Below are 21,119 nucleotides of genomic sequence, written 5' to 3'. Positions count from 1 at the left end.
ATTCGAAACCGCAGCGTGGTATCCGTCGCCTTCACGCAGGCGGGCCAAAACGTCGCTTGATCACGGGCATGACAACGTCCAGCGCATCCGTGGAAATGCCGCCGGAATAGCCGTCAGGCAACTGGTCGATTAGTTCGGGATCGTCGAGCCCTTGCGAAAAGCCGCCGCCGGCATAGGGGCCGAGCAGGTAGATGCGGGTGTCGACGCTATCCATCCGGTCCAGAAAACGGTCTGGCCAGCCCCATAGCCATTGGGCGACGTTGATCGGGATGAGCAGGGTGTCTCGCCGGCACGCCTCCGGAACGTAGCCGCTCCAGCCGAGCGCTGCATAGCGCATGATGCATCGGGTCAGCGACGCGCGGCTCAGCGTATGCATGTCCGGCAGCGCCGCCTTGACCGCCGCGACTGGCTTGTCGCCGCCGTAGACCGTCAGGCTGGCACGCTCGGCTGGCGCCAGCGTGGCGAGCCAGGCGGCCAATGCCTTGCCTTCCGCCTGGTCGTTGCTCTTGATGTTGATGTTGAAACGGCGGTTCGGGAAGCGCTGCAGCACCTCGTCCAGCGACGGCATCATGCCGATCCCCTTGCCGCGAAACGGGAAGGTCTTGCCGCCATCCGCCGTGTAGCCATAGCCCACATCGAGCGTCCTCAACTCGGACATGGCATGGGCGCGCGTTTCTCCCTTGCCTTCGGTGCGGCAGTCAAGCGTCCAGTCGTGGAAGACCGCGAACTTGCCGTCCTTGGTCGGGTGGACGTCGAGTTCGAGCGCGTCCGCGCCAAGCGCGAAGGCGGCTTCCATCGAGGGAATCGTATTTTCAAGGAAAGGATGGCGTGGCGGCAGCATGCGTTCGGCCGTGCAGGTGTCGGAGCCGAGATCCTTGCGGTCGAAATCCTGTGCCAAGCCGCGATGCGCAAGCACGGCCGGGGTGCCGGCTGGACGGCTTGACAGCAGCGAGCTGTTGTTGAGCCAAATGCCGCCCACAGCGACAACAATGGCAATGAGGAGGATTGTCCGTTTGCGCATGATGTGATTCCGATTCTTGCGCCGCATCTTGCGTCGAGATCGGACTTTTTCACGGCAATCGCCCAATGATGCGATGGCCCAAATCAGGGCGATGACGTCGCCGGCCTAAGCCCTACAAACCACCTAGCGGACATCGATGTAGCTGGCGCGGAAGCCGGCTTCGCAATAGTGCAGGTAAAACTCCAGAGCTTCTTGAAGCGGTCGTCGAAATCGAGCGGGACGATCTTTTCCCATGACGCCCAGAAGCGGTGGCGCCATTCGGCGAGCGAGTCGTCCGGGAAACGCGCTCGCGCAGGTGAGAAAGGCCATGGTCTTTTGCCGAGCGTTTTCAGGATCGGCAGCATGCCGCCCGGGAAGACGTAACGCTAGATGAAATCCGGCCGGGCGCGATGAATCCCCGCAGCAATCTTTCACCTCATCGCAGGGAACTTCAAGAGCCAAGGCAAGCGAACACGGATCAATGGATAGATTTTGGGGGAGGGCGCTGCTCAACGCCGGAATCACTATGGTTGCAGCCACCCAGATGCAGTAGTTTTAGCTATGCGTTATGTCATCGCCATCTGCGCCGTCACGTTTTTCCTGATCTGGGACGGACTCTACAATCAGGGCAGCTATCTCGACAAAACGGTCAGGGAGATAACGCGCGTCGTGCGCTACGTCACCAGTATGGTGTAGGTTCTTTCCTCCGCCCAACGCGTTGTCGCCGCGACATCGTTGCCGGTTGACGCGACCGGTTTGCCCACACAAAACACGCTTGCACATCGATCGAGGAGGCTGGGGTTGATCCGGCATATCGTTTTCTTCAGCGCGCGGCACAAAGAGGATGTCGAGGCCGTACGCACAGGCTTGCTGGCACTGGGCAACATCCCCCATTCCCGCCTTTTCGAGGTGACGCTCAACACCAAGGTCGACCCGCTTTCGGACGAGATCGACGTGGTCGTTTATGCCGAGTTCGAGGATGATGCCGCTCTGGCCGCCTACAAGGCGCATTCGCTCTATGCCGAGACGACCAGCCAGGTCAAACCGCTGCGCGAATTGCGATATTCGGCGGATGTTGTGGCTGCAACCTGAAGAGAAAGTGACCGAAGCAGGAGCAACGTTACTCCGTCTGAGCGGCGGTCGGTTCGGTCGGGTCGGCGCCCGGCCGCTTTGGCGCGTCCCAGACCAGCATGGCGAGAACAGCCATCGCGACGACCGCTGCCGTTATGAACAGGATCTTTCTCATTTGGATCACGTAGGTTGGTTTCCGGCAGCGGCAAGTATTCCGGAAGTTCGCGTAATGCGGCCACGCCATCCTTCGGCGTCAGGTGAGGCTCTTGAACCAAATTCCGGAATGATGCACACCGCGCCGGCATGACCGAGACGATGACAGCAGGCTCTTATCCGCCAGGCCCCTATCCGCTTGACCATCTGGTGCTGCCAACCGCGAGCCTCGATGTGGCGCGGGAGCGGCTGGTTTCGCTTGGCTTTGTCGTGGCGCCGACCGGCGTCCATCCTTTTGGGACGGAAAACTGCTGCGTCTTCCTTGAGGACGGCACCTATCTCGAGCCGCTGGCGGTGGGCAACGAGCAAGCGGCGGCGAAAGCGATCGCCGACGGCAACGTCTTCGTCGCGCGCGATCGTGCCTATCGCGACAGCGGCGGCAATGAGGGATTTTCGGCCCTGGTCTTGGGCACCGAAAATGCGCATGCCGATCACGCGCGCTACATCGAAGCCGGCCTGTCTGCCGGAGACATGCTGAGCTTTTCGCGCGCCTTCACCGACGCGGCGGGAAAGAGCGACACGGCATCGTTCAAACTGGCCTTCGCCTCCGGCACCGGGGCGACGGACGCATTCCTGTTCGCCTGCGAGCGGATCAATGCGCCGAAAGTAGACCGCACCGCGTTGCAGATCCATGCCAATGGCGCAACCGGCATCATCGAAGTCGTGGCGGTCAGCGACGAGCCATCCAAACAGCACCGATTGATTTCGATCGCGACGCGCAGTCCGGCTGCCGGACAAGAGAGCAGCACTGCGTTTGGCCTGCCGAACGCAACCTTGACCCTGTTTGACCCGGTCGCTTTCGAGACGCGCTTCGGCATACCTGCCGGCGCGCCATCGGGACTCCGCTTCGCGGGGATCGTCTTTTCCGTTCGCTTCTCGGGCATGGTCGCAAAGCTGCTGGCAGCCAGTTCGGTCGAACATGACATACGTGGCAATGATATTGTCGTGCGGCCGGCATCCGGGCAGGGTGCGACCTTCATTTTCCGGGAGATAGCATGAGCAAGCCCAATTCGTCCGTAACCGTCGGCAATGTCGTCTTCGGCAACACCGCGCCGCTGTCGCTGATTGCCGGCCCGTGCCAGCTCGAATCGCGCCAGCACGCCTTCGACATGGCTGGGGCGCTGAAGGAACTGACTGAGAAGCTGGGGCTGGGCCTCGTCTACAAGACCAGTTACGACAAGGCCAACCGCACCTCGCTTGGCGGCACGCGCGGCGCCGGGCTCGATGCGGCGCTGCCGGTCTTCGACGATCTGCGCAAGGCATTTTCGCTGCCGATCCTGACCGATATCCATACCGAGGAACAGTGCGCGCTTGTGACGCCGCATGTCGATATCCTGCAGATTCCGGCTTTCCTCAGCCGCCAGACCGATCTGCTGATCGCGGCAGCAAGAACCGGCAAGGTCGTCAATGTGAAGAAGGGCCAGTTCCTCGCACCGTGGGACATGAAGAACGTCGTCGCCAAGATCACCGGTTCCGGCAACGCCAATGTGCTGGTCACCGAGCGCGGCGCGTCCTTCGGCTACAACACGCTGGTGTCCGATATGCGCGCCCTGCCGATTATGGCCGAGATCGGCGCACCGGTGATTTTCGACGCCACGCATTCCGTGCAGCAGCCGGGCGGGCAGGGCGGCTCCACGGGTGGCGATCGGCGCTTCGTCGAGACGCTGGCGCGCGCCGCGGTTGCGGTCGGCGTCGCCGGCGTCTTCATCGAGACGCATCAGGATCCCGACAACGCCCCATCCGATGGTCCCAACATGGTGCCGCTGAAGGACCTTCGGGCGCTGCTTGAAAGGCTGATGGCATTCGATCGCGTCGCCAAGGGCTGAGCAAGTTCAGCGGTCCAGCCCTAATTCCGAGCCCGAAACTTGTGATCAACAGGCGCCGGTTGTACGCTGCCCAGGCAACCGAGTGCCTTGGAGGAGGAAGCCATGTCCGTCGCCCGCGTCACCGAAATCACATCATCGTCGAATAACAGCTTTCAGGACGCCATCGAACAGGGGATTGCCCGCGCCGCAAAGACATTGAAGAACGTCGAAGGCGCCTGGATCCAGGACCAGAAGGTCGTCGTCGAGGACGGCAAGATCTCCGCCTACCGCGTCAACATGAAGGTCACCTTCATCCTCGCTGAATGATCGATTAGCGTCGAAAAGTCTGGAACCTTCATCCGCGCCCCTCATTGTCAGGCATAGCGTCAACGACAACGAGGAGTACACAAATGACAACCCAGACAGGACACACTGAAGCCATCGCTGCCTCGCGGGTCATCGGCACATCCGTCTACAACACGGAAGGCACGCACATCGGCGACATCGAGGATGTCATGCTCGACAAGCTGTCGAATGGCATCATGTTTGCCGTGATCGGCTTTGGCGGATTTCTCGGTATCGGCGAGAAGTACCACGCCATTCCGTGGGCGAGCCTCGACTACGACGAGAACGAGGGCGGCTACGTCGTACCGTTCACGAAGGAGCAACTGCAGGCTGCTCCCGCCTATTCGATCGATGAATTGACGGGCGCCGACAGCGAGGCGGCGCGTGATGCTTCATACAGCTACTACAAGGTCGAGCCTTACTGGCACTGACCTTGCTCTGCCGGAATCAAAAAGACCCCCGGTTTGTGAACCGGGGGTCTTTTTGCAGGATATCTACTCCGCCGCAAGGGTCGACAACTCTACCGCGCCCTGTTGAGGCTGCTGAGTGTCACACGACGTCAAAAACGCCGCCGCGATCAGGAACAAACTCACAATACCGCTCAACTGAGACATGGCGAAACTCCTCCTGTTTCGCCCCGCGCAGCGCGAGCATAAACCAGAAAGCCGCATGCCGCCAAGACTTATGACTGACATGACTTATGATGACAGCAATTTGTGCTTCGTGAATCGATGTGGCGGAGGTGGCGGCAATATTTGCGGACGCCCCGATTGCGTTTTGCAGCACTTTGGCTAAGACGTGCCCGACGCTTCGTCAGATCAATCGGGGACATCGCAATGACTGCCATCATCGACATTGTCGGGCGTGAAATCCTGGACAGCCGCGGAAACCCGACCGTCGAGGTCGACGTCGTGCTCGAAGACGGCTCGATGGGCCGCGCTGCGGTGCCCTCCGGCGCCTCGACCGGCGCGCATGAGGCGGTCGAACTGCGCGACGGCGGCGCCCGCTACCTCGGCAAGGGCGTTCTGCAGGCGGTAGAGGCCGTCAATGGCGAGCTGTTCGAGGCGATCGGCGGTATGGAAGCCGAGAACCAGATCCACATCGACCAGACGATGATTGAGCTCGACGGCACGCCCAACAAGAGCCGGCTCGGTGCCAACGCCATCCTCGGCGTGTCGCTGGCTGTCGCCAAGGCTGCGGCGGAAGCGGCCGGCCTGCCGCTCTACCGCTATGTCGGTGGCACCAAGGCGCATGTGCTCCCGGTGCCGATGATGAACATCATCAACGGTGGCGCCCATGCCGACAACCCTATCGACTTCCAGGAATTCATGATCCTGCCGATCGGTGCGCCGACGCTGCGTGACGGGGTGCGCTGGGGCTCGGAAATCTTCCATACGTTGAGGAAGCGGCTGAAGGACGCCGGCCACAACACCAATGTCGGCGACGAGGGCGGCTTCGCCCCTAACTTGAAAAGCGCGCCCGCCGCGCTCGATTTCATCATGGAATCGATCGAGAAGGCTGGCTTCAAGCCGGGCGAAGAGGTTGCGCTCGGCCTCGATTGCGCCGCGACCGAATTCTTCAAGGACGGCAACTACGTCTATGAAGGCGAGAAGAAGACCCGCGATCCGAAGACCCAGGCCAAATATCTGGCCAAGCTTGCGGCGGATTATCCGATCATCACGATCGAGGATGGGTTGGCCGAGGACGATTGGGACGGCTGGAAAACGCTGACCGACCTCATCGGCAAGAAAACCCAGCTGGTCGGCGACGATCTGTTCGTCACCAATACGGCGCGGCTGCGCGACGGCATCCACATGGGCGTCGCCAATTCTATCCTGGTCAAGGTCAACCAGATCGGCTCTTTGACCGAAACGCTCGACGCCGTCGAGACGGCGCACAAAGCCGGCTACACTGCTGTCATGTCGCATCGCTCGGGCGAAACCGAAGATTCGACCATCGCCGATCTCGCCGTCGCCACCAATTGCGGGCAGATCAAGACAGGGTCATTGTCGCGCTCGGATCGCATGGCCAAGTACAACCAGCTCATCCGCATTGAGGAAGAGCTCGGCAAGCAGGCGCTCTACGCCGGCAAGTCGATCGTGAAAGGCTGAGCCCACAGAAATATCCGGAATGAAAAGGGCGGGGGCATTCCTCGCCCTTTTTGTTTCAACACCGCCAAATCCGGTCATCCGTAACCGTCCATTAAGCACAATCGGGCGAGAAAGGGCCAGGTCGCAGAGTGTTAGAGCGTCCTTTGCGCGTCCAGGAGGACGCGGGGCGCCCTAAGGGATTTGGATCATGTGGACACGTCAGCACAAGCAGAGAAACACCGGACGGCTGATCATTCCCTCGCTCTGCGTAGCATTCCTGGCCTATTTCGGTTTCCACGCCTATCATGGTGAATTTGGCATCTATTCCAAGTATCGGTTGGAAGCCGAGGCCGTCGGTCTGCAAAGTAAGCTCGATGCCGTCAAGGCGCGCCGGGTCGACCTGCAGCGGCGCGTTCAGCTGATGCATCAGGGCACGCTGGAGAAGGACATGCTCGACGAACGGGCGCGCAAGGCGCTCAATATGTCCCATGCCGACGAAATCACCATCATGTTGCCAGCTATGGCAAGATAACTAAATTCAAGTTAATCGACGATATTTTCAATGATTTTAATCGCTTAGATGCATGTCAGCCATGCATTTTTCAGCATGGCGAAACGCTTTCCCGCGTGTTAGCCTCTCCAAATCGGTGGGGAGAACTGATCTCCCTCAGTGTCCGCAAGAGACGCCAACAGGGAGTGATGCATGGCCACCGCCGCCAGAAAAGCGCCTGCCAAATCAAAATCCAGATCCGACGGCAAATCGGCGGGGCTTTCGGCCCCCAAACCTGTCGACTTCACCAAAGACGAGGAGCTTGACGCCTATCGGCGCATGCTGCTTATCCGCCGCTTCGAGGAAAAGGCCGGCCAGCTATACGGCATGGGCTTCATCGGCGGCTTCTGCCATCTCTATATCGGCCAGGAAGCAGTTGTCACCGGCATGAAGATGGCGCTGATCGATGGCGACCAGATGATCACCGCCTACCGCGACCATGGTCACATGCTGGCGATGGAACTGTCGCCGCGCGGCGTCATGGCCGAGTTGACGGGGCGCCGCGGCGGCTTGTCCAGGGGCAAGGGCGGCTCCATGCACATGTTCTCCAAGGAGAAGCATTTTTACGGCGGCCACGGCATTGTCGGGGCGCAGGTTTCGCTCGGCACCGGTCTCGCCTTCGCCAACCGCTATCGCGGCAACAACAATGTGACGCTGACCTATTTTGGCGACGGCGCCGCCAATCAGGGCCAGGTCTATGAAAGCTTCAACATGGCCTCGCTGTGGAAGCTGCCGGTGATCTACATCATCGAGAACAACCGCTATGCCATGGGCACCTCGGTATCGCGTTCGTCGGCCGAGACGGATTTTTCGCAGCGCGGCGCCTCCTTCAAGATCCCCGGTATCCAGGTCGATGGCATGGACGTCCGCGCGGTCAAGGCAGCCGGCGATCTCGCAACCGAATGGTGCCGCGCCGGCAAGGGGCCGCTGATTCTCGAAATGCAGACCTACCGCTATCGCGGCCACTCGATGTCCGATCCGGCAAAGTACCGCTCCAAGGAAGAAGTGCAGAAGATGCGCTCAGAGCGTGACCCGATCGAGCAGGTCAAGGCGCGCCTGCTCGACAAGAAGTGGGCTGATGAGGACGAGCTCAAGGCCGTCGACAAGGAGGTCCGCGACATTGTCGCCGACGCCGCCGAATTTGCCCAGAACGACGCAGAGCCGGATCCGTCCGAGCTCTGGACCGACATCGTATTGTAACGAGAGGGCAAGGACATGCCGATCGAAATTCTCATGCCCGCTCTCTCGCCGACCATGGAAGAGGGCAATGTTTCCAAATGGTTGAAGAACGAGGGCGACAAGGTCGCCGCCGGTGACGTTATCGCCGAGATCGAGACCGACAAGGCCACGATGGAAGTCGAGGCCGTCGACGAAGGCACGCTCGGCAAGATCCTGGTTGCCGAGGGCACCGAAGGCGTGAAGGTCAACACGCCGATCGCGGTGCTGCTGCAGGACGGCGAGAGCGCCGCCGATATCGGCAAGGAGACCAAGGCTGCACCGGCTTCTACCCAGGATTCCGTTTCAGACGGCGGGCAGCGCACCGACGCAGCCGAGGAAGGCTCGAAGGCCGCGCCGCAGGATGCCGGCGAGGCGCCGAAGGCGTCCGTTCCCGCTGCCCCCGCCACGAAGGCAGCCGCCGATCCCGACATCCCGGCCGGCACGGAAATGGTCTCGACCACGGTGCGCGAGGCACTTCGTGACGCGATGGCCGAGGAGATGCGTCGAGACGGCGACGTCTTCGTGATGGGCGAGGAGGTCGCCGAGTACCAGGGCGCCTACAAGATCACGCAAGGGCTGCTGCAGGAATTCGGGGCGCGGCGCGTCGTCGATACGCCCATCACCGAACACGGTTTTGCCGGCGTCGGCGTTGGCGCGGCGATGGCCGGCCTGAGACCGATCGTCGAGTTCATGACCTTCAACTTCGCCATGCAGGCGATCGACCAGATCATCAACTCAGCTGCCAAGACCCTTTATATGTCCGGCGGCCAGATGGGCGCGCCTATCGTCTTTCGCGGGCCGAACGGCGCGGCCGCCCGTGTCGCCGCCCAGCATTCGCAGTGCTATGCCGCCTGGTACAGCCACATTCCCGGCCTGAAAGTGGTGATGCCTTACACCGCCGCCGACGCCAAGGGGTTGCTGAAGGCCGCGATCCGCGACGCGAACCCGGTCATCTTCCTCGAGAACGAGATCCTTTACGGCCAGTCCTTCGACGTGCCGAAGATGGACGATTTCGTGCTGCCGATCGGCAAGGCGCGCATCCACAAGTCAGGCAAGGATGTCACCATCGTCTCCTTCGGTATCGGCATGACCTACACGGTGAAGGCCGAGGCCGAATTGCGCGGCATGGGCATCGATGCCGAGGTCATCGACCTCAGGACCATTCGTCCGCTCGATTTCGACACCATCATCGCCTCGGTCAGGAAGACCAACCGGCTGGTGGTGGTGGAAGAAGGGTTTCCGCAGAGCTCGGTCGGCGACCATATCGCCAACCAGGTGTCGCAGCGCGCCTTCGATTTCCTCGACGCGCCGGTCATCACCATTGCCGGCAAGGACGTGCCAATGCCCTATGCGGCGAACCTTGAAAAGCTGGCGCTGCCCAATGTCGGCGAGGTCGTCGAGGCAGTCAAAGCCGTCACATATCGCTGAGCAGGGCGGGAGGAAAACATGCCGATCAACATCACCATGCCGGCCCTGTCGCCCACGATGGAAGAGGGCAATCTTGCCAAGTGGCTGGTCAAGGAGGGCGACAAGGTTTCGCCAGGCGACGTGATCGCCGAGATCGAGACCGACAAGGCGACGATGGAAGTCGAAGCGGTCGACGAAGGCACGGTGGCCAAGCTGGTCGTTCCGGCAGGCACCGAAGGCGTCAAGGTCAACGCGCTGATCGCCGTGCTCGCGGCCGAAGGCGAGGATGCGGCGGCTGCCCCGAAAAACGGTGACGGCGCGGCGCCGGCAAAGGCCGAGGCAAAGCAAGATAAGGCGCCAATCTCCCCACCCGTGGGGGAGATGTCGACGAAGTCGACAGAGGGGGGCGCTGTCCCGCCAGCCGCAAGGAGCGAGGCGCCCCCCTCTGGCCTTCCGGCCATCTCCCCCACAAGGGGGGAGATCAGCGGGTCGGACGGCCGCACCTTCGCCTCGCCGCTTGCCCGTCGCATCGCCAGGGAAGCCGGTGTCGATGTCTCTGATGTGACCGGCTCCGGCCCGCATGGCCGCGTGGTCAAGGCCGATGTCGATGCAGCGATTTCCAGCGGCGGCGCCAAGGCGGCAGCGGCCGCGAAAGCGGCACCCGCCGGCGCTCCGGCTCCCGCGGCCGCAGCCAAGCCAATGTCGGACGACCAGGTGCTGAAACTGTTTGCCGACGGCTCCTACGAGCTTGTCCCGCATGACAACATGCGCAAGACCATTGCGCGTCGGCTGGTCGAGGCCACGACCACCATTCCGCATTTCTACCTGACGCTCGACTGCGAGCTTGACGCGCTTCTGGCGCTGCGCACGCAGATCAACGCAGCCGCCCCGGTGAAGAAGACCGACAAGGGTGAGGCGCCGGCCTACAAGCTATCGGTCAACGACATGGTCATCAAAGCGATGGCAATGGCGCTGATGGCTGTGCCGGATGCCAACGCGTCGTGGACCGAGAGCGCCATGGTCAAGCACAAGCATGCCGATGTCGGTGTCGCCGTGTCGATCCCCGGCGGGCTGATCACGCCGATCATCCGGCGCGCCGACGAAAAGACGCTGTCGGTTATCTCCAACGAGATGAAGGACCTTGCCAGCCGCGCCCGCAGCCGCAAGCTGAAGCCGGAAGAATATCAGGGCGGCACCACCGCGGTGTCCAATCTCGGCATGTTCGGCATCAAGGACTTTGCCGCCGTCATCAACCCCCCGCATGCGACGATCCTGGCGGTCGGCGCCGGCGAGGAGCGCGCGGTGGTCAAGAACGGCGAGGTCAAGATCGCGACAATCATGTCGGTAACGCTGTCGACCGATCACCGCGCCGTCGACGGCGCGCTCGGCGCCGAACTGCTCGTCGCCTTCAAGCGCATGATCGAAAACCCGATGGGCATGCTGGTCTAGAAAGGAATAGGGCGGTGCGGAAATTCTTCACCAGCCTTTTTGCCTTCAGCCTTTCCGGCGTCGCAACGATCATGTGCAACGGCTGTTGGTGCGCTGGCGAGTGAGGCGCGCGCGGGCAGATTTCAGGAGGGGGGCAAACGCATGAAAACGGTCCTTTGCTACGGCGACTCGCTGACCTGGGGCTACGATGCGGCAAATCTGGATCGCCACCCGCTCAAGGACCGCTGGCCGGGTGTGCTGCAGGCGACATTGGGAGGCGATATCGAGGTCATCGCCGAAGGCTTGAACGGCCGCACAACAGCTTTCGACGACCATTTGGCCGCCGCCGACCGTAACGGCGCCAGAGTGCTGCCGACGGTGCTGATGACACATGCGCCGCTCGACCTGATCGTCATCATGCTCGGCTCCAACGACATGAAGCCGTGGATCCACGGCAATCCGGTCGCCGCCAAACAGGGCATGCAGCGCCTGATCGAGATCGTGCGTGGCCATGACTACCCGTTCGACTGGCCGGCGCCGCAGATCCTGCTCGTCGCGCCGCCCGCAGTCAGCCGTACCGACAATGCTGAGTTCAAGGAAATGTTCGCCGGCGGCGACGAAGCTTCGAAGCGGCTGGCGCCGCAATATTCCGCCCTTGCCGACGAGGCCGGCTGCGGCTTTTTCGATGCCGGCACGGTGGCCGAGACCACGCCGCTCGACGGCGTCCATCTTGATGCGGAAAATACGCGCAACATTGGCGAGGCGCTGGCACCGCTGGTGCGCGTCATGTTAGCGACATGATGGTCGACGCAAGTCTGATCATTGGCCTTTGGATGGCTATGGCAAGGCCGTCGAAGTCGGCTTCTTACAGGTTACGCATTTTTAGGGCTCTGGGTCTCAGACGCCGTTTTGATACTGATGCACGAGCCAGCTTTCGCGCCTTCAATACCGAGGTACGAGCCAATTTCGATACCGAAGCCTTCTTTCGGTGAAGCCTCGCTTCAATAAGGACCACATAATGGCTGAGAACTACGACGTCATCATCATCGGCTCCGGCCCCGGCGGCTATGTCACGGCGGTGCGTTCCGCCCAGCTCGGCTTCAAGACAGCGATCGTCGAGCGCGAGCATCTCGGCGGCATCTGCCTCAACTGGGGATGCATCCCGACCAAGGCGCTGCTGCGTTCGGCCGAGATCATGCACTATTCCGATCATCTGAAGGACTACGGCTTGAAGATCGACGGCAAGGTCAGCGTCGATACCGCTGCCGTGGTCGACCGCTCGCGAAAGGTCTCGCTGCGGCTCAACGGCGGCGTCGCCTTCCTGATGAAAAAGAATAAGGTCGACGTCATCTGGGGCGAAGCCAAGCTCTCCAAGGCGGCTTCCGGCGATAAACCGGGCGAGATCGTCGTGTCGAAATCGTCGAAGAAGCCGATGGAGCCGCAGCCGCCGGCGCCCAAGGGCGTCAAGGGTGAGGGCACTTATACCGCCAAGCACATAATCCTGGCGACCGGCGCCAGGCCGCGTGCGCTGCCCGGCATCGAGCCCGATGGCAAGCTGATCTGGACCTATTTCGAAGCGATGGTGCCGAAGGAGATGCCTAAATCGCTGCTGGTGATGGGTTCGGGCGCAATCGGCATCGAGTTCGCCTCATTCTACCGCACCATGGGCGCGGAGGTGACGGTGGTCGAGTTGTTGCCGGCGGTAATGCCGGTCGAGGACGCCGAGGTCTCGAAATTCGCGCAAAAGCAGTTCGAAAAGCAAGGCATGAAGATCATCCTCGAGGCCAAGGTCACCAAGGTCGAAAAGGGTGCGAACTCGGTCACCGCGCATGTCGAGATGAAGGACGGCAAGGTTGAGAAGATCACCGCCGACCGGATGATCTCGGCCGTCGGCGTGCAGGGCAATATCGAGAACCTCGGCCTCGAAACGCTCGGCGTGAAGACCGAACGCGGCTGCGTCGTCGTCGACGGCTACGGCAACACCAATGTGCCCGGCATCTATGCCATCGGCGACGTTGCCGGCCCCCCTATGCTCGCCCACAAGGCCGAACATGAAGGCGTGGTGTGCGTGGAGAAGATCGCCAATTTCCCCGGCGTGCATGCCACTGACAAGCTGAAGATTCCGGGCTGCACCTATTGCAACCCGCAGGTCGCCTCCGTCGGGTTGACCGAAGCGAAAGCGAAGGCCGAGGGCAAGGACATCCGCGTCGGCCGCTTTCAGTTCGCCGCCAATGGCAAAGCCATCGCGCTCGGTGAAGACCAGGGTTTCGTCAAGACCATCTTCGACAAGAAGACTGGGCAGTTGCTCGGCGCGCATATGGTCGGCGCCGAAGTGACCGAGCTGATCCAGGGCTTTGTCGTGGCGATGAACCTGGAGACCACCGAGGAAGAACTGATGCACACGATCTTCCCGCATCCGACGCTGTCGGAGATGATGAAAGAAAGCGTGCTCGACGCCTATGGCCGCGCGCTGAACGCGTGATAAATTGACCGCGTGAGACTCAAAAGGTGAGAGCCAAGGAACTCAACTGTAAGGTAATTCGTTTCCGGATGCATTTATCACCAGAGGAGAGGGCATATGGACGTGAATGGCGTGGGCTGGATCGCAGCCATCATCATCGGCGGGCTGGCAGGGTGGCTTGCCGAGATGTTCATGAAAAGCAACATGGGCCTCTTGATGAACATCGTTCTGGGCATCGTCGGCGCGATCGTGCTGAATGCCATCCTGCAGGCGCTCAACATCGGCGCCTTCGGCACCGGCTGGATCGCTTATCTGATCACCGGTTTCATCGGCGCCTGCCTGCTGATCTGGGTAGGGCGCATGGTGCGCCGTTAGTGCTGAACTTTTGCCATGCGAAAACGGCTGTGGCGGCATGCGCCGCCGCAGCCTTTTTCTTTGCAGCGAAAAAGTCCTAGATGACTTATGAAAGCGAACGCCGGAAGGCGATCGCGAATGAACTGGATTTCTGATGGTCACCGTCCTCGACACGATCGCCAATGCGCCGCGCCTGAGGCATCCTGAAAAGGCGCACAAGCCTGACCAGGATGTGCTGCGCAAGCCCGACTGGATCCGCGTCAAGGCACCGATGTCGAAAGGCTATGCCGAGACGCGCGAAATCGTGAAATCGCACAGACTGGTGACGGTGTGCGAAGAGGCCGGTTGCCCCAATATCGGTGAGTGCTGGGAAAAAAAGCACGCCACCTTCATGATCATGGGTGAGATTTGCACGCGCGCCTGTGCCTTCTGCAACGTCGCCACTGGCATTCCGACCGCGCTTGATCCCGATGAACCGGCGCGCATCGCCCATGCCGTCAAGCAAATGGGTCTGACCCATGTCGTCATCACCTCGGTCGACCGCGATGATCTCGCCGATGGCGGAGCTCAGCACTTTGCCGAGGTCATCCACGCCATCAGGGCGGCAACGCCTTCGACGACGATCGAAATCCTAACGCCGGACTTCCTGCGCAAGGAAGGCGCGCTGGAGATCGTGGTGGCGGCGAAGCCGGACGTGTTCAACCACAATCTGGAGACCGTGCCGTCGAACTATCTGACAGTCCGGCCGGGCGCCCGCTATTTTCATTCGATCAGGCTCCTGCAGCGGGTCAAGGAACTCGATCCGTCGATCTTCACCAAATCCGGCATCATGGTTGGCCTGGGCGAGGAGCGGAACGAAATCCTTCAGTTGATGGACGATCTGCGGTCGGCCAATGTCGACTTCATGACCATCGGCCAATATCTGCAGCCTTCGAAGAAACACCACCCTGTGATCCGTTTCGTCACGCCGGAGGAATTCAAGTCCTTCGAGACGATCGGCAAGACCAAGGGCTTCCTGCTGGTGGCATCGAGCCCGCTGACGCGTTCGTCGCATCACGCCGGCGACGATTTCGCCAAGCTGCGCGCGGCACGGGAAGCGTTTCTCAGGAAGCCCGCCTAACACACTGGTTTCATGCCACAATTCGAAGCCCATCGCCGCGTTGCGCATACGCCGGAACAGATGTTCGCTCTGGTCGCCGATGTCGAATCCTATCCGCAATTCCTGCCGCTTTGCGAGGCACTTACGGTTCGCTCCCGCAAGGAACGCAACGGCCGCACACTGCTCATCGCCGACATGAGCATCGGCTACAAGGCGATCCGCGAGACTTTCACCACGCAGGTGCTGCTAAAGCCTGACGAGAACGCCATCGACGTCAAATACATCGACGGTCCGTTCAAATATCTGAGCAATGTCTGGCGCTTCGAGCCGGCCGACGGCGGCTGCAACGTCTGCTTCTTCATCGACTACGAATTCAAGAGCCGTATTCTGGGTGCGGTAATGGGAGCGATGTTCGATCGGGCGTTCCGCATGTTCTCTGAGGCGTTCGAGAAGCGCGCCGACGTCATCTATGGGCCAGCGCCGGCAGCCTGATCCGCAGCGAGTGCACGCAAGCCCAGTTCAAGCGCATGCTTGACCGTAGCCCGGCGGATGAAATTGCGGCCTTTGTCGGCGAACAACTGACATTCGCTGACGACCGGCCGGCCAGTCAAGGCGATACCGAACCAGACCAGGCCGACGGGCTTTTCTGTCGAGCCGCCGCCTGGACCGGCAATGCCGGTAACGGCAAGGGTCAGTCCGGCGCGCGAACGGGTCAGGGCGCCCTGCGCCATCTCGACCGCAGTTTCCCGCGAGACCGCGCCGTGCGCCTCAAGCGTGGCGGCGGAAACGCCGAGCATCTCCGTCTTGGCCTCGTTGGAATAGGTGATGAAACCCCGGTCGACCACCGTGGAAGAGCCGGCGATGTCGGTCAGGGCGGCGATGATCATGCCGCCGGTGCAGCTCTCGGCCGTCGCCAGCATGATGCCGCGCTGTTGGCAGGCCTGAAGCAAGGCATCTGCGAGATCGTTGTTGCTCATTCCGGGACATCCCCTGGAAACACGACGCTGGCGGTCGCGATGGCCGCTATGCCTTCCTCGCGACCGACGAAGCCGAGCTTTTCGTTGGTCGTCGCCTTGATCGAGATACGGTCCCGGGAAATTGCCAGCATTGCCGAAAGGGTTTCGGTCATTGCTTCGCGATGCGGGCCGACCCGCGGCGCCTCGCAGATCAGCGTGATGTCGGCATTGGCGATGCGCCCGCCGCGCGCGCGCACCAGTTTTGCCGCATGTTCGACGAATATCCGCGAGGCCACGCCTTTCCACTGCGGATCCGACGGCGGGAAATGCGTGCCGATGTCACCGGCGCCGCAGGTGGCGAGCAGTGCGTCGGTCAAGGCGTGGAGGCCGACATCGGCGTCCGAATGGCCGGACAGTTTCTGGTCGTGCGGGATGACGACGCCGCACAGGACGACATGGTCACCGGGCTCGAAGGCATGGACGTCGTAGCCATTGCCGGTACGGATGTCAGGAAAACGCGGCCGTTCGCCGGAAAGCCGCTGATCCGCCATCGAGATATCCCTTGCCCAGGTGAGTTTGACATTGTCCGGCGAGCCCGGAACGATTTTTACCGGAATATGCGCCCATTCGGCAATCGCGGCGTCGTCGGTGAAGTCCGCCTTGCCCAGATGATGGGCCTTTTCATGGGCGGCCAGGATCGGCCAGAACGGAAAGCCCTGCGGCGTCTGGGCGGCATGAAGCCCGTTCCTGGAAACCGTCTCGCCGATCATGCCGGCGGCCGATTCACGTTTCAGCGTATCGGCGACGGGCAGGGCAGGCAGCGCTGCCTGGCGCTCGCCGATGGCGGCGACCGTGCGGTCTATCAATTCCGCGTCGACGAACGGGCGGACGGCGTCATGGACCAGGACCCGGCGCGGCGCAGGGCCTCTCAGCGCAAGCAATCCGAGCCGGACGGAGTCCTGCCTCGACGCGCCACCGGTCACCGTGATGACCCGATCGGCGTTGGCGCCGGCGGCGCTGCGAAAAAGCGCGCTGTCGTCGGCATGAATGGCGACGACGACAGGTCCGATTCTCGGATGCGCCAAAAACACGTCCAATGTGCGCGCGATGACGGCACGGCCACCGATCTTTTGGTATTGCTTCGGTCCGTCGGCTTGACCGGCGCGCGCGCCGCGGCCGGCAGCGACGATCACAACGGCAATCCTGTCGTCTGCAGCCAAAGCTTGCTTTTCGCTTGCATCTGTCATGCCGAGACGCTTAGCGCATGATCCCGAAAAGTGGAATCGCTTTTCGGAAGAGATCCTGCGCAGATGCAAAGTGCCGAGCGCCCTTTCCCAAGGACGCACGCCGCTTAAGGCGCGGGTATCGGCCGAAGGCCAGCATTTTCCCAAATGCGCCTTAATGTGACGTCATTTCGCGTTGCACATCGCTGTCATTGTGGCTAGAGAATGTGCAGTAATAAAAAATGCTTGGTTTTTGTGCATGCTTGACCTGACCAAATTGGCTTCGCCGCTGGACGTGGGTAGTGTGAGAATCCGAAATCGCGCTTTTCTCGCGCCTATGTCGGGCATAACCGATGAGCCGTTCCGGCAGCGTGCCTATGCGCATGGCGCCGGATTGGTGGTGTCGGAGATGGTGGCGAGCGGCGAACTTGCCAGGGGCAGAGCCGGTTGCGGCCTGCGCATCCGCCATTCCGGGCTGCCCGTGCACATGGTCCAGCTTGCCGGCCGTGAGGCGGCGCATATGGCAGAGGGCGCCCGTATAGCGGCGGGCGAGGGCGCCGACATCATCGACATCAACATGGGCTGCCCGGCCAAGAAGGTGACGGGCGGCTATGCCGGTTCGGCGCTGATGCGCGATCTCGATCACGCTTTGTCGTTGATCGAGGCGGTGGTCGGCGCCGTCGAGGTGCCGGTCACGGTAAAGATGCGGCTCGGCTGGGACGAAAGCGCGCTCAACGCGCCGCTGCTGGCGCGCCGCGCGGAGCAGGCGGGCGTCAAGATGGTGACGGTGCATGGCCGCACGCGTTGCCAGTTCTACCAGGGCAAGGCGGACTGGCGCGCCATCGCGCGCATAAAGCAGGCTGTGTCGATCCCGGTCGTCGCCAATGGCGATGTCGGCTCGCCGGCGGAGGCAGCAATGATCCTCGACCAGTCGGGCGCCGACGCGGTGATGATCGGCCGCGCGCATTATGGCGCGCCCTGGACAGCAGGCAGCATCGCGGCAGCCGCGGCAAAAGAGGCGGCGCCTGATGTGCCCGAAAGTCCGCAAGCGCTGGCCGACTACGTCGTTGCCCACTACGAGGACATGCTAACGCTCTACGGCATCGAAAGCGGCGTGCGCCAGGCGCGAAAGCATCTTGGCTGGTATCTCGACCGCCACGCCGTTGGCGTCGTCGATGAGCGGCGAAAGGCCATCCTCACCTCCTTCGAGCCCGTCCGCGTCGTTGCCGCGTTGCGCGAGGTGTTTTCACGCGCTGCCGAGGCGATGAACCTGCGGAGCGCAGCATGAATGCCACCGTTGCACAGAGCATGGATATGGCGGACGCCGCCCACATCGTACTCAACACCATCCGCCGCCCGGTGATTATGGTCGATGCTGAAGGGGTCATCACCTTCGCCAATGCCGATGCCGAAGATTTCTTCCGCTCGAGCGCGACCATGCTCGCCCGCAACACATTACCCAAGCTCATTCCCTTCGGCAGCCCACTGCTGACGCTTGTCGACCAGGTGCGCGAGCGCCGGGCACCCGTCAACGAATACCGGGTCGACGTATCGTCGCCGCGCCTCGGCATCGAGAAGGTCGTCGACCTCTATGTCGCGCCGGTGTCGGAATTCCCGGGCTCCGTCGTGGTGATGTTCCAGGAACGATCGATGGCCGACAAGATCGACCGGCAGATGACGCATCGCGGTGCGGCACGTTCGGTGACCGGCCTTGCTGCGATGCTTGCCCACGAGATCAAGAACCCGCTATCCGGCATCCGGGGTGCTGCCCAACTGCTCGAACTGTCCGCTTCCGACGAAGATCGCGCCCTGACCCGGCTGATCACTGACGAGACCGACCGCATCGTCTCGCTGGTCGATCGCATGGAGGTGTTTTCCGACGAGCGGCCCATCGACCGCTATCCGGTCAACATCCATGTCGTGCTCGACCATGTGAAGGCGATTGCCAAGAACGGTTTTGCCAAACGGATCAAGATATTGGAGGATTATGATCCGTCATTGCCTCCGGTTTTCGCCAACCGCGACCAGCTCATCCAGGTGTTCCTCAATCTGGTCAAGAATGCAGCCGAGGCCATTGGCGGCGATCCGCAAGGCGAGATCACTCTGTCGACCGCGTTCCGGCCGGGCATCCGTGTTTCCGTTCCGGGAACGCAGGGCCGCGTGTCGCTGCCGCTGGAATTTTGCGTGCGCGACAACGGTTCTGGCGTCTCCGAAGATATCCTGCCGATCCTGTTCGATCCCTTTATCACCACCAAGCCTAACGGGTCGGGGCTTGGTCTGGCGCTGGTCGCGAAAATCGTCGGCGAGCATGGCGGCATCATCGAATGCGATTCGACGCCGCGCGCAACCACCTTCCGCATCCTGATGCCAGCCTGGAAAGAAACGCCGTTCGGCACAGACGACGATGGCGAAGGAGACCGCAAATGACGGTTCGCGGCAATATTCTCGTCGCCGACGACGATGCGGCCATCCGCACCGTGCTCAATCAGGCGCTTTCGCGCGTCGGCCATGAGGTGCGCGTGACGTCCAACGCCTCGACGCTGTGGCGCTGGGTGGCGGCGGGCGAGGGCGATCTTGTCATCACCGACGTGGTCATGCCGGACGAAAACGCCTTCGACATGCTGCCGCGCATCAAGAAGGCACGGCCGGAACTGCCCGTCATCGTTATGAGCGCCCAGAACACGTTCATGACCGCGATTCGCGCCTCCGAAACCGGCGCCTACGAATATCTGCCGAAACCGTTCGACCTGACCGAGCTTCTCAACATCGTCAACCGGGCGCTTTCCGAGCCCCGACGGCCGAAGATCGATGCGCGGGCCGACGAGCCGCCGGAAACGATGCCGCTGGTTGGCCGCTCGGCCGCCATGCAGGATATCTACCGCATGCTGGCGCGCATGATGCAGACCGACCTGACGGTCATGATTTCAGGCGAATCGGGCACCGGCAAGGAACTGGTGGCGCGCGCGCTGCACGAATACGGCCGCCGCCGCGGCGGCCCCTTCGTCGCGATCAACATGGCGGCGATCCCACGCGACCTGATCGAATCGGAACTGTTCGGGCACGAGAAGGGCGCCTTCACCGGTGCGCAGAACCGCTCCACCGGCCGTTTCGAGCAGGCCGAAGGCGGCACGCTCTTCCTCGACGAGATCGGCGACATGCCAATGGAAGCGCAGACGCGCCTGCTGCGTGTCCTGCAGCAGGGCGAGTACACCACTGTCGGCGGCCGTACGCCGATCAAAACCGACGTCCGCATCGTCGCCGCCACCAACAAGGATCTGCGCACGCTGATCAATCAGGGGCTTTTCCGCGAGGATCTGTTCTATCGCCTGAATGTCGTGCCGCTAAGGCTACCGGCGCTGCGCGAGCGGTCCGAGGACGTTCCGGATCTCGTCCGGCACTTCTTCAAGCTCGGCGCCAGCGAAGGCCTGCAGACCAAGCGCATTTCCACAGGCGGCATCGAGCTGATGAAGCGCTATCCGTGGCCAGGCAACGTGCGCGAGCTGGAAAATCTTGTCCGCAGGCTGGCCGCGCTCTATTCGCAGGATGAGATTTCCGCCGAAATCATCGAGGCGGAACTGAAGACCGGCGAGAGGCCGGTCGTTCCCGGTGGCGGCAACCTTATTCCCGACGATCTGTCTATCAGCCAGGCGGTGGAACATTTTCTGCAGCGCTATTTTGCTTCGTTCGCCGGCGATTTGCCGCCCGCCGGCCTCTATCAGCGCATCCTCTCCGAGGTCGAATATCCGCTGGTGCTTGCGTCGATGACGGCAACCCGCGGCAACCAGATCAAGGCTGCGGAGCTCCTCGGACTCAACCGCAACACGCTGCGCAAGAAGATTCGCGAACTCGGCGTCAACGTCTACAAGTCGACCAGGCAGGCTTAAAACGACATCCGCTCG

23 protein-coding genes and 1 pseudogene are annotated in these 21,119 nt (G+C 61.9%); 19 read left to right on the top strand and 5 right to left on the bottom strand.

Annotated features, from left to right (window positions below):
• Positions 1-31: 31 nt before the first annotated feature.
• On the bottom strand, positions 32-1,024 hold the full coding sequence (locus AC0L25_RS03485) for a glycerophosphodiester phosphodiesterase family protein (protein WP_473594256.1): 993 nt from the start codon (positions 1,022-1,024) through the stop codon (positions 32-34).
• A 120-nt stretch (positions 1,025-1,144) separates the two neighbouring features.
• Positions 1,145-1,413 (bottom strand): annotated as a pseudogene (locus AC0L25_RS03480) (class I SAM-dependent methyltransferase); the annotation flags it as partial.
• Between the two features lie 148 nt (positions 1,414-1,561).
• Here AC0L25_RS03480 and AC0L25_RS03475 point away from each other — a divergent pair.
• Both AC0L25_RS03475 and AC0L25_RS03470 read left to right on the top strand, forming a co-directional pair.
• Positions 1,562-1,696: a hypothetical protein gene (locus AC0L25_RS03475; RefSeq protein ID WP_473594220.1), complete on the top strand. Its 135-nt coding sequence runs from the start codon at positions 1,562-1,564 to the stop codon at positions 1,694-1,696.
• Between the two features lie 105 nt (positions 1,697-1,801).
• A complete protein-coding gene (locus AC0L25_RS03470; protein WP_473594219.1) occupies positions 1,802-2,092 on the top strand; it encodes a Dabb family protein in 291 nt (96 codons plus the stop codon).
• Positions 2,093-2,120: 28 nt separating this feature from the next.
• On the opposite strand, the gene AC0L25_RS03465 is transcribed toward AC0L25_RS03470, so the two are convergent.
• Entirely contained in the window at positions 2,121-2,246 is a 126-nt protein-coding gene (locus tag AC0L25_RS03465; protein WP_281034054.1) for a hypothetical protein, read from the bottom strand.
• A gap of 128 nt (positions 2,247-2,374) precedes the next feature.
• Here AC0L25_RS03465 and AC0L25_RS03460 point away from each other — a divergent pair, with 128 nt between their 5' ends.
• The 14 genes from AC0L25_RS03460 (at position 2,375) to AC0L25_RS03395 (ending at position 15,533) form a co-directional block, all read left to right on the top strand.
• Complete coding sequence (locus tag AC0L25_RS03460; protein WP_473594218.1) at positions 2,375-3,283, top strand: VOC family protein; 909 nt, start codon at positions 2,375-2,377, stop codon at positions 3,281-3,283.
• Positions 3,280-4,110, top strand: coding sequence for a 3-deoxy-8-phosphooctulonate synthase (gene kdsA, locus AC0L25_RS03455; RefSeq protein WP_473594217.1), 831 nt, complete (start codon positions 3,280-3,282; stop codon positions 4,108-4,110). Before AC0L25_RS03460 ends, kdsA begins: the two co-directional genes overlap by 4 nt.
• 102 nt (positions 4,111-4,212) lie before the next feature.
• Positions 4,213-4,416 (top strand): dodecin family protein, encoded by a 204-nt coding sequence (locus tag AC0L25_RS03450; protein ID WP_352951465.1) that lies wholly within the window; start codon positions 4,213-4,215, stop codon positions 4,414-4,416.
• Between the two features lie 83 nt (positions 4,417-4,499).
• Complete coding sequence (locus tag AC0L25_RS03445; RefSeq protein ID WP_473594216.1) at positions 4,500-4,865, top strand: PRC-barrel domain-containing protein; 366 nt, start codon at positions 4,500-4,502, stop codon at positions 4,863-4,865.
• Positions 4,866-5,270: 405 nt separating this feature from the next.
• Positions 5,271-6,545, top strand: a complete 1,275-nt coding sequence (gene eno, locus AC0L25_RS03440) for a phosphopyruvate hydratase (protein WP_473594215.1) — start codon at positions 5,271-5,273, stop codon at positions 6,543-6,545.
• A gap of 187 nt (positions 6,546-6,732) precedes the next feature.
• Entirely contained in the window at positions 6,733-7,056 is a 324-nt protein-coding gene (locus tag AC0L25_RS03435; RefSeq protein ID WP_473594214.1) for an FtsB family cell division protein, read from the top strand.
• 171 nt (positions 7,057-7,227) lie between these two features.
• The gene (pdhA, locus tag AC0L25_RS03430) at positions 7,228-8,274 is read left to right on the top strand and encodes a pyruvate dehydrogenase (acetyl-transferring) E1 component subunit alpha (protein WP_473594213.1); all 1,047 of its coding nucleotides are present in this window, start codon (positions 7,228-7,230) and stop codon (positions 8,272-8,274) included.
• A 15-nt stretch (positions 8,275-8,289) separates the two neighbouring features.
• Complete coding sequence (locus AC0L25_RS03425; protein WP_473594212.1) at positions 8,290-9,720, top strand: pyruvate dehydrogenase complex E1 component subunit beta; 1,431 nt, start codon at positions 8,290-8,292, stop codon at positions 9,718-9,720.
• Between the two features lie 18 nt (positions 9,721-9,738).
• Positions 9,739-11,148: a pyruvate dehydrogenase complex dihydrolipoamide acetyltransferase gene (locus AC0L25_RS03420; RefSeq protein ID WP_473594211.1), complete on the top strand. Its 1,410-nt coding sequence runs from the start codon at positions 9,739-9,741 to the stop codon at positions 11,146-11,148.
• A gap of 141 nt (positions 11,149-11,289) precedes the next feature.
• Positions 11,290-11,928, top strand: coding sequence for an SGNH/GDSL hydrolase family protein (locus AC0L25_RS03415; RefSeq protein ID WP_473594210.1), 639 nt, complete (start codon positions 11,290-11,292; stop codon positions 11,926-11,928).
• A 217-nt stretch (positions 11,929-12,145) separates the two neighbouring features.
• Entirely contained in the window at positions 12,146-13,609 is a 1,464-nt protein-coding gene (gene lpdA / locus AC0L25_RS03410) for a dihydrolipoyl dehydrogenase (RefSeq protein ID WP_473594209.1), read from the top strand.
• A 96-nt stretch (positions 13,610-13,705) separates the two neighbouring features.
• A complete protein-coding gene (locus AC0L25_RS03405; protein ID WP_352951474.1) occupies positions 13,706-13,963 on the top strand; it encodes a GlsB/YeaQ/YmgE family stress response membrane protein in 258 nt (85 codons plus the stop codon).
• 133 nt (positions 13,964-14,096) lie between these two features.
• On the top strand, positions 14,097-15,062 hold the full coding sequence (gene lipA / locus AC0L25_RS03400; protein ID WP_473594208.1) for a lipoyl synthase: 966 nt from the start codon (positions 14,097-14,099) through the stop codon (positions 15,060-15,062).
• A gap of 12 nt (positions 15,063-15,074) precedes the next feature.
• Complete coding sequence (locus AC0L25_RS03395; RefSeq protein ID WP_473594207.1) at positions 15,075-15,533, top strand: type II toxin-antitoxin system RatA family toxin; 459 nt, start codon at positions 15,075-15,077, stop codon at positions 15,531-15,533.
• Here AC0L25_RS03395 and AC0L25_RS03390 read toward each other — a convergent pair.
• Positions 15,509-16,018 (bottom strand): CinA family protein, encoded by a 510-nt coding sequence (locus AC0L25_RS03390; protein WP_473594206.1) that lies wholly within the window; start codon positions 16,016-16,018, stop codon positions 15,509-15,511. The two genes, AC0L25_RS03395 and AC0L25_RS03390, sit on opposite strands and share 25 nt — an antisense overlap.
• A complete protein-coding gene (locus tag AC0L25_RS03385; protein WP_473594205.1) occupies positions 16,015-17,244 on the bottom strand; it encodes a bifunctional 2-C-methyl-D-erythritol 4-phosphate cytidylyltransferase/2-C-methyl-D-erythritol 2,4-cyclodiphosphate synthase in 1,230 nt (409 codons plus the stop codon). Before AC0L25_RS03385 ends, AC0L25_RS03390 begins: the two co-directional genes overlap by 4 nt.
• A gap of 235 nt (positions 17,245-17,479) precedes the next feature.
• Between AC0L25_RS03385 and dusB the strand changes: the two genes are divergently transcribed.
• From dusB to ntrC, 3 genes are read left to right on the top strand one after another with little or no spacing between them, the layout of a single operon-like run.
• The gene (dusB, locus tag AC0L25_RS03380) at positions 17,480-18,508 is read left to right on the top strand and encodes a tRNA dihydrouridine synthase DusB (protein ID WP_473594204.1); all 1,029 of its coding nucleotides are present in this window, start codon (positions 17,480-17,482) and stop codon (positions 18,506-18,508) included.
• The gene (locus AC0L25_RS03375; protein WP_192363203.1) at positions 18,505-19,647 is read left to right on the top strand and encodes a two-component system sensor histidine kinase NtrB; all 1,143 of its coding nucleotides are present in this window, start codon (positions 18,505-18,507) and stop codon (positions 19,645-19,647) included. The genes dusB and AC0L25_RS03375 overlap by 4 nt, the downstream gene beginning before the upstream one ends.
• On the top strand, positions 19,644-21,104 hold the full coding sequence (gene ntrC, locus AC0L25_RS03370; protein ID WP_473594203.1) for a nitrogen regulation protein NR(I): 1,461 nt from the start codon (positions 19,644-19,646) through the stop codon (positions 21,102-21,104). Before AC0L25_RS03375 ends, ntrC begins: the two co-directional genes overlap by 4 nt.
• Positions 21,105-21,119 lie beyond the last annotated feature (15 nt).

Source organism: Mesorhizobium sp. WSM4813, assembly GCF_055811555.1.
Note: the sequence above shows the minus strand (reverse complement) of the source record. Positions and strands in the feature narration are given on the sequence as shown.

Bases quoted from the DNA above. Each gene is read 5' to 3' on its own strand.
- AC0L25_RS03475 (WP_473594220.1), top strand. From the start codon at position 1,562: ATGCGTTATGTCATCGCCATCTGCGCCGTCACGTTTTTCCTGATCTGG.
- AC0L25_RS03465 (WP_281034054.1), bottom strand. From the start codon at position 2,246: ATGAGAAAGATCCTGTTCATAACGGCAGCGGTCGTCGCGATGGCTGTT.
- AC0L25_RS03460 (WP_473594218.1), top strand. From the start codon at position 2,375: ATGACCGAGACGATGACAGCAGGCTCTTATCCGCCAGGCCCCTATCCG.
- kdsA (WP_473594217.1), top strand. From the start codon at position 3,280: ATGAGCAAGCCCAATTCGTCCGTAACCGTCGGCAATGTCGTCTTCGGC.
- AC0L25_RS03450 (WP_352951465.1), top strand. From the start codon at position 4,213: ATGTCCGTCGCCCGCGTCACCGAAATCACATCATCGTCGAATAACAGC.
- AC0L25_RS03445 (WP_473594216.1), top strand. From the start codon at position 4,500: ATGACAACCCAGACAGGACACACTGAAGCCATCGCTGCCTCGCGGGTC.
- eno (WP_473594215.1), top strand. From the start codon at position 5,271: ATGACTGCCATCATCGACATTGTCGGGCGTGAAATCCTGGACAGCCGC.
- AC0L25_RS03435 (WP_473594214.1), top strand. From the start codon at position 6,733: ATGTGGACACGTCAGCACAAGCAGAGAAACACCGGACGGCTGATCATT.
- pdhA (WP_473594213.1), top strand. From the start codon at position 7,228: ATGGCCACCGCCGCCAGAAAAGCGCCTGCCAAATCAAAATCCAGATCC.
- AC0L25_RS03425 (WP_473594212.1), top strand. From the start codon at position 8,290: ATGCCGATCGAAATTCTCATGCCCGCTCTCTCGCCGACCATGGAAGAG.
- AC0L25_RS03420 (WP_473594211.1), top strand. From the start codon at position 9,739: ATGCCGATCAACATCACCATGCCGGCCCTGTCGCCCACGATGGAAGAG.
- AC0L25_RS03415 (WP_473594210.1), top strand. From the start codon at position 11,290: ATGAAAACGGTCCTTTGCTACGGCGACTCGCTGACCTGGGGCTACGAT.
- lpdA (WP_473594209.1), top strand. From the start codon at position 12,146: ATGGCTGAGAACTACGACGTCATCATCATCGGCTCCGGCCCCGGCGGC.
- AC0L25_RS03405 (WP_352951474.1), top strand. From the start codon at position 13,706: ATGGACGTGAATGGCGTGGGCTGGATCGCAGCCATCATCATCGGCGGG.
- lipA (WP_473594208.1), top strand. From the start codon at position 14,097: ATGGTCACCGTCCTCGACACGATCGCCAATGCGCCGCGCCTGAGGCAT.
- AC0L25_RS03395 (WP_473594207.1), top strand. From the start codon at position 15,075: ATGCCACAATTCGAAGCCCATCGCCGCGTTGCGCATACGCCGGAACAG.
- AC0L25_RS03390 (WP_473594206.1), bottom strand. From the start codon at position 16,018: ATGAGCAACAACGATCTCGCAGATGCCTTGCTTCAGGCCTGCCAACAG.
- AC0L25_RS03385 (WP_473594205.1), bottom strand. From the start codon at position 17,244: ATGACAGATGCAAGCGAAAAGCAAGCTTTGGCTGCAGACGACAGGATT.
- dusB (WP_473594204.1), top strand. From the start codon at position 17,480: ATGCTTGACCTGACCAAATTGGCTTCGCCGCTGGACGTGGGTAGTGTG.
- AC0L25_RS03375 (WP_192363203.1), top strand. From the start codon at position 18,505: ATGAATGCCACCGTTGCACAGAGCATGGATATGGCGGACGCCGCCCAC.
- ntrC (WP_473594203.1), top strand. From the start codon at position 19,644: ATGACGGTTCGCGGCAATATTCTCGTCGCCGACGACGATGCGGCCATC.